Source organism: Nostoc sp. (assembly GCF_036917155.1).
Classification (GTDB): domain Bacteria; phylum Cyanobacteriota; class Cyanobacteriia; order Cyanobacteriales; family Nostocaceae; genus Nostoc.
Genome location: NZ_JBALDZ010000179.1, coordinates 24,669 through 38,209 on the forward strand (window position 1 = coordinate 24,669; position 13,541 = coordinate 38,209).

The window sequence follows — 13,541 nt, forward strand, 5'->3', positions numbered from 1 at the left end:
ATTATGAATATTATGCCTCTGCCCAAACCAATCTTGGAGGACATAGAAATACATCTGCTTTTGGAAGGGATATATCAGTACTATGGTTATGACTTTCGTAATTATGCTCTTTCCTCACTCAAGCGCCGTATTCAGAGCTTCATACACTTAGAGGAATTAGCAAATGTTTCTGCATTACAAGAGCGGTTACTCCACAACCGTGCCTATTTGGAACGATTTTTGCTTGCTCTGACGGTGAATGTTACATCAATGTTTCGCGATCCCAGCTTTTATAACACCTTCAGAAATCAAGTCATCCCCTTCTTACAAACCTATCCATTTATTCGCATCTGGCACGCTGGCTGCTCTACTGGTGAAGAAGTATACTCAATGGCAATTTTACTGCAAGAAGAAGGACTTTACCACCGTTGCCGCATATATGCCACTGATACGAATGAGAAGGTATTACAAAATGCCAAAAGTGGGATTTTCTCGCTGAAATTGATGCAGGAATATACTCACCTTTATCTGAAAGCAGGTGGCAAAAAGTCTTTCTCAGAATATTATACCGCAGCTTATGATAACGCGATTTTTCGAGCATCTCTAAGAGAAAACATTGTTTTTGCCCAGCATAATTTAGCAACTGACAGTTCTTTTAATGAGTTTAATGTCATTCTTTGTCGTAACGTCCTCATCTATTTTAATCAGGTACTGCAAAAACGAGTACATGAACTGTTTTATAATAGCCTTTGCACCTTTGGTATCTTGGGTTTAGGAAGACAAGAATCTATCAGATTCACCTCTTACGAGCAGTACTATGAAGAGATTATCAAGGGTGAGAAAATATATAAGAAAATAGCAGGTAATTGAAGAGAATGCTTTGAGTAGGGAAATGAGTTATGAATGCTCGTAAAATAATTGATGCCCCATGCCCAATGCCCAATACACCAAAAAATATTAGAAATAAAATTGCGCTCATTGTCAAAAGACAGTCTGTCAAACATTTTTTATTGTGTTCAGAAGACAGATTAAGCGATCGCTTAAGGTAAATTACACATTAAAGTCTTAAAAAAGGAGATTGTCGATGCAGCTTCTCGAATGTCCTCCTGTTGCAGTCATTGCTGGAGAAAATGCGGTTCATGTTTCTCAACTACCTTCTACATGGCAAGACATTGCTAGAGAAACCACGAGTGTCGGACTTTCCCAACCCCAAAGCTATGTTGAGATGGCACAGTTGTTCTTGTATAAATTAGAACATGGTGATGTTGACTTATTTAGCGATCGCCCCCAACTAGCTCACTTAATACCGTCATTCTCCCAGCTATTCGCTCAACTGGCATGGGAAACCCTAGAATTTTTTGGGCAAGACTTTCTCAAACATAGCTATCCGAACTTTGCAGAAATTCTTCATGATGTGGAGTCAAAAGGGACAGAATATGCTAATGAAGTAAAAGTAGCTCACATTGGCATAGATTTGTTCAATGAGTTTGGTTATGAGCTACCTGCCAGCTTCTATCATGTGCATTTAGCACCAATTTACCGCGATCATGTTTTTGAAGAACGTGCCTTACGATTTGATCAACGCGATATCGAACACAAACGTGCTTGGGATGCCATACTCCATGCAGGTAAGGTATTTGCTATCCAAATGAAAGTACAAAGTATTGCTTCCAAATACGGTTTTACTTATCAGCACGGCTGCGGTTGTAACTCGCACCTATCTTCCATTGATGTATCTCGTGGGGCATTTGAATATGAATTGAGTCCCGAAAAGCGTCAGCGATGGATTCGCAGTTTTATTTGGACTGCTTGGTATGAGTATGCTTTTTTTGCGATCGTACCAAATACGAGTTATTTAGTTTAACACCTTGCACCAGGAAACCTTTTAACTAATTCGTAATTCGTAATGACGACTCTCTACGTTCGCGCAGCGTGTCGCAGACAGACCCTAAAAGCGTAGCAAGATCCCTATAAGGGTACGATGACTCGCTAACGTAATTCGTAATTTTGGGGTTTAAACTGTAGTGGCATGGCAAGGCTAAAATGTTGCAAAAAAATTGTAGCTTGGGTGGAGCGTAACCCAACCTCTTACAATGTACTATTTTAAGCTTACCACGCCAGTAGGGTGTGTTACCGCGTTAGCGTAACGCACCATTTTGTACGATTCTCTTAAAGAGAAAAAGTAAGTAACTAACCTGAGTCTGGAATAAGGAAAGGGACAGGTAGTAAGCTGAAAATAATACAAATCCAGCAAACTGACCTATATCTAGTTTAGAGGTTGTTTGAAAATTTGTTGGCTGTGATTTTAATCGAAATTAATTATCTGGGAATAATAGCTTAGGAACTCACGATAATATTATTTGCGTTACTCAGTAACTAAAAGATAAAAAGGATTTATCAAAATGGATTCTTTCGGTATTTACACCCTTGCTAACGATGGGGTATATGACCAACTAGTAGCTTTGCTAAATAGCATTGAGATGAATGTTAGCGCAGATATTCCTATTTGTATTATTCCATACGATGAGCGACTAGACTTAGTTAGGCAAGAAATTAATGCTCGAAAGAATGTAATCCTGTTTGATAATTGGGACGTAATTCAACGCTGGGAAGAATTTGCTCATCAGGTTTGGGCTGCTCATTCCAGGGGAAAAGAGACAAAATTATCACGTCCTAGTTGGTACAAAAGTCATTTACAAAGAAAGTTTGTTGCCTTTGAAGGTATTTTTGATAAGTTTGTATTTTATGACGGTGATAGCTTGGCAATGAAGCCACTCAATAATGTAATTGACAAGCTAGAAACATCCGATTTTATTTTTGATGATTGGGAACATCTTAAGGATAAACGTGTCGCAGCGTTAAATATTTCAGTTATAGAAAAAACTGGACTGTATACAGAAGCAGATATACGTTCTAAGTTGCATTGTTCTAGCTTTTTTGGATCTAAACGAGGGATATTTACTGTTCAAGAAATTGAAATAATGAAGGAGCGATTAATTACCCATAGGGAAGTTGAATGGATTAATCGACATGGATGGTGGGATGATGCTTTTTTGTTTAATTATATGACTTTGCGCTGCGATCGCCCACTGTTTAATTTTACACTTAGCCCCAATGGTGAAGATAGAACAGGCAACTGTGCCAATGCAGATCCCTTCGTCAATATTAATAATGTTCTTTACAATCAAGATGGCTTAAAACCAATTCACCGCATCCATTATATGAGCTATTCTGCTCGTGATTTTGCCCATTTATGTCAAGGTCAAGATGTTAATATTCGTTATGCAAGTGAGTTTTTACACTATCGCTTTCTCAAACAGCCAGAACAAAGACCAAAACAGCTAAAACCACTTAGTATCATTGCAAAAACTAATAAGTTTTTCCACAAAACCATGAATAAACTTCAAAGAAGTATCCGCTAAACATAGCTTTATTGACGACGCATTAAATTAGTAATTAAAGTTTCTATTTCTCAAAATATTAATATATAATATGCCTAAAATTACTGTTTGCATTCCTACTTTTAATCGTGTCCATCTCCTCCCTTATGCCATTGACAGTGTACTCAATCAGTCTGAACAAGACTTTGAGCTAATTGTTTGTGATGACGGTTCTAAGGATGGTACACCCGAATTGATGGCACAGTACACAGACCACCGGATTAAATATATCCGTCATCAGCAAAATATTGGTAAAAGTAATAATATGCGCTCTGGCTTTGATGCAGCCAGCGGTGAATATTTTATTAAATTTGATGATGATGATCGGCTCACACCCGATTTTCTCGCAAGTACCGCAGCTATTCTTGCTCAAGACTCTAGCATTGATTTTGTTGGTACAGACCATTGGATAATTGATATTAACAATGTGCGGGATGAGGTAAAAACTCAAGAAAATACTCATCGCTGGGGTAGGAAAAATTTACCAGCAGGTGTTGTAGATAATTTGTTAGAAGTTGTATTTATTCAGCAAAGCTTTCAAGTTGGGGCGACATTATTTCGTCGTACAACATTGCAAGAATTAGGATATATGCAGCCAAATCTGCAAAATTGTGAGGATAATGATTTATTTGTGCGTCTGGCTTTGGCGGGAAAGAATGGCTATTACTTACCAGAATTATTGATGGAATATCGCTATCATGCAGAGCAGCAAGGTATAAATCGAGCCATTCCTTATTTATTTGATAAAATCCGGTATTTAGAAAGTTATAAATTTGAATCTGAAAAAATAGAGACAATCAGAAAAAATCGTCTAACAGAAACGCAATTATTATTAGGTTTGCGTTTAATTGAAAAGGGTGAAACGCAAAAAGGCAGAGAGCTAGTTTTAGCAGGAAAGTCTTTTTCGACACCTAAAGCTTGGACTGCTTTAGGATTATCGTTGTTACCAGTTGGGTTGCGAGGTAAGGCATTTAATGCACTGCGACAGGTGCGGGGTTAGGCTATAGAAATGCGTTGACGCAGTCTGCCACAGGTATCATTTTTTCTATCAAGTACGTCGTTATAAGTGGTTAATAGCTCACACAGAAAAGTAGAGAAAGTCATAGAGAGTTTTAGATTACGTTAATGTAGTCTAGCTAATTACTTCTCTGACCACTGATCAACTATTTCAAGCATTTTTTCAGGACTTATGGCTTTAATCATTTTTTTGCCATGCGGTATTTTAATCCTTTCTACCACATCATTTAATGATTTGAATTGCTCCTTATTACGTTCAATCTCTACTATTTCTGCTATCTGAGAAGCTTTCTTTTGATTAAAACCACTATTTTGTAATTTGGAGACAATTTTAACTTGACTAAGTGTTTTAAAGACTTCTATTGCTTCAGTCTTATCGGCCATCTGTTTTTTAAGCTCTTTGACTTCATTTTCTAACTTTGCATTAACAGTTCCTTGTTCTAATAGTTGCTTTGTTATCTTTTCAAAACGTGATTCTAAATTGATTAAAAATTGTTCCATATCTTTTAAGCTGAAAGATGTTTTATCTGGAGAATCAGTTTTTTGCTGTCTAAATAATTCAACCTGCTTTGTTAAAATCTCCTCATTTTCAGACTCAATAATAAATACTCCAATCATTTCGCCCTTATGAGGCTCTATCTCTCTAGCCCTAGCAGCAGCATGATATTCAAAGTGTCCATCAACTACTTCAAAGGAATTGATACTTGAGCGACGAATAACTATAGGGTTAATAACTCCCGCCGCTTCTAGAATAAGATTTGCTGCTTTTTCTAGATCATCATCTGCAAAACTTGATCGAGGTACAGTAGAAGTAATTTTCTTAATAGCAACAAGTGATGTAGATAGTTTCATGAAGTCAACCCTATTTTTTGTAAAACTTCTATTGCTAATAATTCAAATTCTTGTGCGGCAATTGAATCTGGCTTAAAATCTAGTACAGAAATTGGATCAGCGACCTCCATATCTCCTATAATTAGAAATTTTTCAGCGCATTTTGCTAGATCATCTCTATCATAAATTACCGTATTCATAACCTCAAAATCATATCGTTTTGGAATAGCTTCTAGTCGTTTAGGTAAAGTATGTTTAACAAACTGATTATTAGTAGATATTTTACAAGCTAGTACACCTAAAATTTCAATTTGAGGCTTTCTTATTTGTTTTCTAAATCCATTGATTTTTTTGATAAACTCCCTAACGTTTATTAGTCCTTGATTAGCGAAGGGTTTAAGATCAGAAGGAATAATAAGATAGTCAGCAGTAATTAGAGCAATCCTAGCGTACAGATTTAATGAAGGTGGAGTATCAATCAACACTATATCATATTGTTCTGCTACCGCATCTAGTTTTTGAGCAAGCATCATTTTACTATCTTCTTGTTGAATTAACTCATTTTCATAATTCATCAAACTAATATGAGAAGGAATAACACTAATTTCTGGATTTGTGAATTGAGATTTTCTAGCAACTTCCTCTATAGGGAAAAAATCTTCTGATTGCAAAATATGACGAATATTAGAATCTTTGATATCATCAAATTCTTCATCATCAAATTTGACCAACCCCGTTGCAAATGTCGTATTTGCTTGGCTATCAAGATCAATCACCAAAACTTTTTTACCCTTTTTCCTAATAGCAGCGGCTAAATTAACTACAGTAGTTGTCTTACCTACGCCGCCTTTGTTATGGTAAACCGCAATTGTTTTCATTAGATTTTGCCTCTTTATTTCAAAATTTGAATGTTTTTCAGTTATTTGAACTTCTGGTTTATCTAACAACTGTCCTTCTTTTAAACTATCTCTAGCAATTAAACGTTTAATAGTCTCTAATTTAGTCTCAACTTCTTTACCAGAACATTGAAATACTAGTTTAATATCAGTCTGTAATTTTTGATAAATTCTAATCTCTTTCCCATTAGTCAACAATCCATACCTGACATTCAAGCTAGTTAAATAATGCCTGAGTCGGGGGACATGATTATCTAAGTTTTGTTTGGGATGCTTTGCCTCCATGACGACACTCAGCGGTGAGTTGGCATCTAAAACAAAGGGAATCACTTGTGCAGCAAATGCTAAAAAATCTAAGCGAATGCTACCAATGGCAACTTCTTGATGCCAGGTTTCAGGAGTATAACCTAGCTGCGGTAGCAAATATTGCACTATGAGTTTGCTTTCAACTTCGCTTTCGTTACGACACAACTCAGGATTAAAAGGCAATATTTTTCTACCTCTAAATAATTATTGGACTTGAGACAAAACCTTATATTTGCTAGATTATGCCATAGCCTTCATGATTTTAAGTGATTTATATCACTTAGAAGAATATAAAAATCATCATAAAACTAGTGCTTTTGCTGATAGAATAGCCACTTCTGAAAGCTAGCCATATTCAAAATTAATAGGCTACGTATGTATTTCCCCATTATCCCTGTAAATGGCTAGAATCAAAGAGTTTACTTAACTTATTTGCGCTAAAGGTTTTGGCTACTGTATCTTGTCCCCACTGCCATCAACTCGTTGATAATCAAGCTATTAGTTGTCCCTATTGCCGGACAACACTCAAAGCTTATGGTCATCCCGGTATTCCATTGCACCGCGCCACTGGGGACGGGTATCTGTGCGACACCTGCACCTATCACGCTGATGATACTTGCAATTTTCCCCACCGTCCCTACGCCAAAGACTGTACCCTCTACCAAAATATTGAAGAGACAAAGTTAGAGTTAGAACAGCAGCGTTACACTAACAGTTTTGCAGTAACTGTGAAAATTTGGGTAAAACGCAATCAGGTTGTGCTGTTGCTATTGGGTTTATTATTGGTCTGTTTGTTCTTCAGTCTAGTAACTTAGATGAGTTTAAAACAATCTCCCCTTATCTGGGAGATTAGTCATCAGTAAAAAGATTGTACAACGATAAATAAAACTTAATCTTGCTTTTTTGGAAATTTTGACGATCTTTGGGGATCTATTTTAGCCACAGCGGTGAGGTATTAGTCTTAGCGCTTGATGTTAGACAGGTCTCTTAAACTCAGTGATGAGGGTTTCGATTACCCTCCACAAGTTTGCATACCTATACTAACTTTTTGCTGTACAGCGGCTTAAAGCTTGCTAGAGGAGCATTATGAGACTAACGCAATGGATTTTAGAGGAATAATTGCCATTAACAGTTTTTTATCACATAATTCCTCTATCTTGTGACAACTTTCATACTTTTTATCGTAACTTTATTAAAAAAAAGCATCAAAACGAGATATACCCAGTCCCTTGTCTTCAGGCTGTGGTGATTTTGGATGCTTCCGCAATAGGTTCAACTTGTATTGGTGGCGCTTTTTCCTCAAAGGCGGCTAAATCGAACCAAAAGGTAGTGCCAATGCCGACTTCACTCACGAGATGGACTTTACTCCGATGTCTGTCGATGATATTTCTGACAATCGATAAACCTAAACCCGTGCCTTCTAGGGTGTGAACTCGGTTTTCTACGCGGAAGAAGCGTTCAAAAATTGAGTGTTGATCTTCTGTGGCGATGCCAATTCCAGTATCGGAAATTTCAATCCGCACTGGAGAAGATTGAGTGTGGCTGGGTTTAAAATCTAGTTGGTAGGCGCGGATTGCTACTTTACCACCTGCTTTGGTAAATTTAAGGGCATTACCAATCAGATTGCCAAACACTTGTACTAACAGATCGTAATTACCTAATACTAGCGGCAAATTAGGGGCAACTTCTTGAATGAGTTCAACACCTTTATCTTTAGCATTGAGTTGGTAAGTACGCAGTGTTTGCTCGATCGCTTGGGCTAAATCTACGCCATCGAAGTTGTACTGGCGACCAGATTCGAGTTTTGACAAATCCAAAACATCGTTGACTAGGCGGGTTAGGCGATCGGTTTCATGGTTGACTGTTTGCAGAAACTCTTGCCGTTCTTGTAAAGCTAAGTCTTCGCCGTAGTCGTGCAGGGTTTCAATATAAGTTTTGATGTTGAATAGAGGCGTTCGCAGTTCGTGAGAAACGTTGCTGATAAATTGACTTTTTGCATCGTTTAATTCCACCTCACGGGTTATATCTTGGACAGTAATCGCAATACCTTTAATGCTTTCTCTTTGCAGGTTGAGTACTGTAGTCAAGAGAATGCGAATCGTCCGCGGGGTGGGTTGGTTAATAAAAATTCGGAATTCAGCACTTTCACATTCGCCTGCTGCCATTTCATACAATGGGCCAGTGATTTCCATCTGTACTGATGGGGGCAAGTGATGCAAGACATTGCAGCCTACCACATCAGCAGTTTCCCAGCCAAAAATTCGCCGCGCTGTGGGGTTGACTAAAATCACCTGCATGTTGTTATCAATCAACACAGCACCATCTGCGATCGTCGAAACTAAGGTTTCTAGCTTGGCTTTTTCTGCGGTCAGTTCCTCAATATTCTGTTCTTCATAGCGCTCTAATCGCTCTCCCATTTCATTAAAGCTTAAAATTAACTCCCCCAGTTCGCCCCCTAAAGGTAAATCAATGCGCTGCTTAAAATTCCCGGTAGCAATTTGTTTCACCCCCACCAGCAGTTCTTTAATGGGCTTAGTGATAGTCAAGGCGTTAATCACTCCTGCTAAAATCACCATTACCCAAATTGTGATAAAAACAGCAATGGTAACATCGCGGGTAAAATTGGTGGAGATAACAGCAGTCTGATTGGGATTGATACCGATCGCTAATACACCTAAATATTTTTTATTGACGATCAAGGGAATAAACACATCGGTGACTATCCCATCTGGGGTCGTGTGTTGCCGCACCATCGGCTTTTCGCCATCACCAGGGTAATCTTCTGGCAGTTGTATCCGCCGTTTAATGGTGAGGGAGTTTTCTACCTCGGCTTCCCAAAAAGGAATGCCAAAAAAGATTTCCCCGCTTTCGTCAGCGTAAAGCATATAACGCACACTAGAGGTACTGCTGTAGAAGCGTTGAGAAAATTGGGCAACCTCAGTCAGGTTATTGTCAGCGACGAGGGGCGCAACGTTGGCAGCAAGCAACAGTCCTAAGTCACGCCCGAAGCGGGTGTCATTCATCCGCGCATCCTGCTGAATTGTATTTACAGCCCAGAAGGTCAGACCACTCATCACCAACGAAACTACCATTGTGGCCACAGCCAGCAGTTTAGTCTGGAGGGTGAACTCAGACCACCAACTAGCGATCGCATCTCGAATTGTTTTTAACAGACTTAGCATCTTAAATAAAGTTGTTAGTAATCTTTAGTTATAAAGCCCAACAACTAAAAAATTAACAGTTAATTTGACAAACATGTTAGGGAATGGGCATTGGGCATTGGGAATAACTCCTAACTCCTAACTCCTAACTCCTAACTCTATGACCGATATCTCTCCGGTAATATATCCCCTCAAACTGAATATATTTTATCCCTGCGTAGGCTTGGGCGATCGCTTGCTCAAAATTTTCTCCGATTCCAGTCACATTTAATACCCGACCCCCATCTGTCACTACTTGTTGTTGCTGGTTCAATTTTGTACCTGCATGAAATACAGTTGCTCCTGTTGTTTCTACCTCGCCAATGCCAGTAATCACCTGCCCTTTCTTATACTCTCCTGGATAACCACCGGAAGCGGCAACGACAGTGGCAGATGCTCCGCCTTTCCAAGCAATGGGCGGCAATTCACTTAATCGCTGTTGTACACAGGCTAGAAGCAACTCTTCTAGGGGTGTTTCTAACAGTGGCAAAATCACTTGGGTTTCTGGATCGCCGAAGCGACAGTTAAATTCCAAAACTTTCACGTCGCCATCTGGTGCAATCATTAACCCAGCATACAGCACACCCCGGTAATCAATGCCTTTAGCTCGTAAGGTGGCGATCGCTCTTTCTAGTACTTCTGTTTGAATACGTGCCATCAAATCTGGTGTAGCAATGGGTGCTGGGCTGTATGCTCCCATCCCGCCAGTATTTTCTCCTGTATCGCCGTCACCAATCCGCTTATGGTCTTGTGCTGGCAGCAAGGGTCTAATTGTTAACCCATCGGTCAACGCTAAAACTGATACCTCTTGTCCAATCAAACATTCTTCAATGACGACAAATTCACCAGCACTGCCAAATTGTCCCTGAAAAATTGCATCAATTGCACTTTCTGCCTGTTCAACAGTTTCAGCCACCGTTACACCCTTACCAGCCGCCAAGCCATCAGCTTTCACAACAATTGGCGCTCCCTGAGATTTGACGTAAGATTTTGCTGCTGCTGCCTCCGTAAATACCGCAGCCCGTGCCGTCGGAATCCCCGCTTCTTGCATTAGGGCTTTTGCCCAAGCTTTGCTCGCTTCAATTTGCGCTCCCGCTCTGACTGGGCCAAATACCATCAATCCTTTGTCTTGGAGGTAATCTGTGATTCCCTTAGAAAGGGGCACTTCTGGCCCAACTATTACCAGAGTTATGCCATGTTCTAGAGCATATCGGCTCATGCCTTCAAAATCATCTACTGCTAAGAGCAAGTTTTGGCAACGTTCCATAGTTGCTGTGCCCCCATTCCCTGGTACACAGATAACTTGCTCAATTTGCTTAGATTGCAACAACTTCCATGCCAGAGCGTGTTCGCGCCCCCCATTACCGACAACTAAAACTTTCACAGATTTCCTCGTGCGTCCCTTGCGAAACGAGAATGCCCGATTCGGCTCTCGCGGATCAATTTTTTCATCAATTCTCCCATTTGTGCAAGCCCCTCATGACTAAAAAGCCTGAGGAGCAAGATGCAAGGAGAAATATAGGACTCATATTTGATTTTTGAATATACGTAGTGGCGTGGCAAGGCTAAATTGAGGAACGAAACCCAACCTTGCATTTCAAAATGCCCAAATCTCGATTTTTAGAAAAAATAAGGTGCGTTAGCTATCTTTGTAACGCACCATATCTTAGCAATTGCAGATTAATAAATCCACATTCCTTATTCTTCTGGTTCTAAATCGACTTCTTCCTCTTCATCTTCTTCACTAGCTTTAGCTACGGAGTTAGCAGAAACAACAGCGCCTTTCTCTAACTTTTCACGCACCAGTTTCTTAATTTCGTCAGCGAATTCAGGCTTTTCTTCTAGATACTTAATGGCGTTGTCTCGTCCTTGGGAGATATTATCACCGTTGTAACTATACCAAGCACCTTTGCGGATAATAATGCCAGTTTCTTCTGCTAGGTCAACAACACAACCCAAGGTAGAAATACCTTTACCAAAAATAATGTCAAATTCCGCTATTCTAAAAGGTGGCGCTACTTTATTTTTGGCGACTTTGACTTTAACGCGATTACCATATTCATCTGTACCTTTTTTCAAGGTTTGAATTCGGCGAATATCCAAGCGCACCGAAGCGTAAAATTTCAATGCATTACCACCAGTAGTAGTTTCTGGGCTACCGTAAGTAACACCGATTTTTTGCCGCAACTGGTTGATGAAAATTACTGTACAACCAGATTTACCAATATTGCCCGTAATTTTACGTAGAGCTTGGCTCATTAACCGCGCTTGCAGACCAACGTGGGCATCACCCATATCGCCTTCAATTTCAGCGCGGGGAACTAGTGCTGCTACTGAGTCTATAACTACAATATCAACCGCAGCAGAGCGCACCAGCTGATCGACAATTTCCAAAGCTGATTCGCCAGTGTCGGGTTGGGAAATCAGCAAATTGTGAATATCTACACCCAATGCCGCAGCATAGGTAGGATCAAGGGCGTGTTCAGCATCAACAAAGGCAGCAATACCGCCATTTCTTTGCACTTCGGCGAGCGCATGTAGCGCTACTGTAGTCTTACCGGAACTTTCCGGGCCATAAATTTCTATTACCCGACCTTTGGGTAAACCACCACCCAATGCTAAATCTAGGGTAAGCGCTCCACTAGAAATTGTTTCCACCCGCATTCGGGTAGCATCGCCTAGGCGCATGATTGCTCCTTTACCAAAGCTGCGCTCAATCTGGTTTAGCACCATAGTCAGTGCTTTTTGCTTGCCAGAAGTATCGGTGTTGATAGCCATTCCTGCCTCTAATGCCTCTTAATATATGGTTTTAAGGAGTGTTGGTTTCGGAGTTTGAGTAGAACAGATATACTATTTTAACCAGAAAATTCTGGAATAGGACTTCTCAAATCAAAAAAGGGGTGTGACAAGATCGTAACTCGATCGCTACCAGATTAGGGTAGTTTTGCACAATGATACCAACTTGCATTCAGAGATAGCTTTTTTTGGCTGGGTAAGCAAGGGCTTTCAAAGAAAAAATTATCTAACAACACTACCGTACTTGTGAGCATTTGCGGGGGTTGCTAAATTAGGAGCGATGTCTACGATGGACTTCTCTACGAAAGGCTACGCCAAAGCCTATGCAACTACACCTCGTTATTTTCATCTACAAGCTTTGACATACTCCCCCGAATGCGCTTTGCTAAATTCGGGGGATTCTAGGCTCAAACAGCGATTGCAGACGTAGCCCGACTTACATCACCTAACCTAACAGTCGATGCCCCGACTGCTTGAGGGTCTAGGTTGAGCATCGTAGCCCATTGATTGATTTGACTGCCGTTGATGTTTATCCGCTCACACAGGTCAGTCTTGGTTAGCCCCTGTTTAGCATCATGATCAGAATATGAGAATTTAATTTTGCCTCTGGGTATGTCCTCTACCTTCTCTCTGAGAGATGATAATCCCGCGTTTATTAAGGCTTGCCGTAGTCCATCGATTTCTGTTCTGAGCGAGTTAATCTCATCATTAAATTCCCTCTGTTGCTCGGCTACGGCTGCCTCTAAACCATCGATTTCGGTAGTTTTAACCTTAAGCTGCTTCACCTCTTGTTCGAGGTTCTCTGGCATCACTTCAATCGGAATATTGCCCTCTAAATAATGCTCCAGTATAATTGTGAGAGCCTGAGCGGATTGGGGTAGAAGGAGTTAGCACACACTCGTTTAGGCGAACTGCCCTCACGCAGATGTCCAGCGCTGGAATACCTTTGAGAACCATTCAGGAAATTTCTGGTCATAGCGACCTGGGGACGTTGCAGCGTTATCTGGAGGTCACGCCAGAGCAGAAGCGAAAGGCGGTTTCTGTGATTGGGTTTTAGATTACATACCACAAAAAAT

Annotated in this window: 11 protein-coding genes and 1 pseudogene; 6 read left to right on the forward strand and 6 right to left on the reverse strand. The window is 40.2% G+C overall.

From position 1 onward, the window contains the following. Positions 1-12 precede the first annotated feature (12 nt). From V7K67_RS23895 to V7K67_RS23910, 4 genes are all read left to right on the forward strand, one after another. Positions 13-849, forward strand: coding sequence for a CheR family methyltransferase (locus V7K67_RS23895; RefSeq protein WP_334731877.1), 837 nt, complete (start codon positions 13-15; stop codon positions 847-849). 214 nt (positions 850-1,063) lie between these two features. Further along, on the forward strand, positions 1,064-1,843 hold the full coding sequence (locus V7K67_RS23900) for a hypothetical protein (RefSeq protein WP_334709335.1): 780 nt from the start codon (positions 1,064-1,066) through the stop codon (positions 1,841-1,843). A 538-nt stretch (positions 1,844-2,381) separates the two neighbouring features. Beyond that, positions 2,382-3,401 (forward strand): Npun_R2821/Npun_R2822 family protein, encoded by a 1,020-nt coding sequence (locus tag V7K67_RS23905; RefSeq protein ID WP_334731873.1) that lies wholly within the window; start codon positions 2,382-2,384, stop codon positions 3,399-3,401. A 70-nt stretch (positions 3,402-3,471) separates the two neighbouring features. Then, a complete protein-coding gene (locus V7K67_RS23910; protein ID WP_334731872.1) occupies positions 3,472-4,419 on the forward strand; it encodes a glycosyltransferase family 2 protein in 948 nt (315 codons plus the stop codon). Between the two features lie 140 nt (positions 4,420-4,559). On the opposite strand, the gene V7K67_RS23915 is transcribed toward V7K67_RS23910, so the two are convergent. Both V7K67_RS23915 and V7K67_RS23920 read right to left on the reverse strand, forming a co-directional pair. Continuing rightward, positions 4,560-5,288, reverse strand: coding sequence for a ParB N-terminal domain-containing protein (locus V7K67_RS23915; protein WP_335168697.1), 729 nt, complete (start codon positions 5,286-5,288; stop codon positions 4,560-4,562). Next, on the reverse strand, positions 5,285-6,652 hold the full coding sequence (locus V7K67_RS23920; protein ID WP_335168699.1) for an AAA family ATPase: 1,368 nt from the start codon (positions 6,650-6,652) through the stop codon (positions 5,285-5,287). The genes V7K67_RS23915 and V7K67_RS23920 overlap by 4 nt, the downstream gene beginning before the upstream one ends. A 263-nt stretch (positions 6,653-6,915) precedes the next feature. Here V7K67_RS23920 and V7K67_RS23925 point away from each other — a divergent pair, with 263 nt between their 5' ends. Further along, positions 6,916-7,284, forward strand: a complete 369-nt coding sequence (locus V7K67_RS23925; RefSeq protein WP_334731870.1) for a zinc ribbon domain-containing protein — start codon at positions 6,916-6,918, stop codon at positions 7,282-7,284. A gap of 420 nt (positions 7,285-7,704) precedes the next feature. On the opposite strand, the gene nblS is transcribed toward V7K67_RS23925, so the two are convergent. The 4 genes from nblS to V7K67_RS23945 form a co-directional block, all read right to left on the reverse strand. Continuing rightward, positions 7,705-9,651 carry a two-component system sensor histidine kinase NblS gene (nblS, locus tag V7K67_RS23930; RefSeq protein ID WP_334731869.1) on the reverse strand — a complete coding sequence of 649 codons (1,947 nt, stop codon included), beginning with the start codon at positions 9,649-9,651 and terminating at the stop codon, positions 7,705-7,707. A gap of 124 nt (positions 9,652-9,775) precedes the next feature. Beyond that, on the reverse strand, positions 9,776-11,053 hold the full coding sequence (purD, locus tag V7K67_RS23935) for a phosphoribosylamine--glycine ligase (RefSeq protein WP_334731868.1): 1,278 nt from the start codon (positions 11,051-11,053) through the stop codon (positions 9,776-9,778). Positions 11,054-11,367: 314 nt separating this feature from the next. Beyond that, complete coding sequence (gene recA, locus V7K67_RS23940; protein ID WP_334708417.1) at positions 11,368-12,447, reverse strand: recombinase RecA; 1,080 nt, start codon at positions 12,445-12,447, stop codon at positions 11,368-11,370. Positions 12,448-12,872: 425 nt separating this feature from the next. After that, complete coding sequence (locus tag V7K67_RS23945) at positions 12,873-13,274, reverse strand: hypothetical protein (protein WP_335168702.1); 402 nt, start codon at positions 13,272-13,274, stop codon at positions 12,873-12,875. A 56-nt stretch (positions 13,275-13,330) separates the two neighbouring features. On the opposite strand from V7K67_RS23945, the pseudogene V7K67_RS23950 reads away from it, so the two are divergent. After that, positions 13,331-13,522: pseudogene (locus V7K67_RS23950) on the forward strand (tyrosine-type recombinase/integrase); the annotation flags it as partial. Positions 13,523-13,541 lie beyond the last annotated feature (19 nt).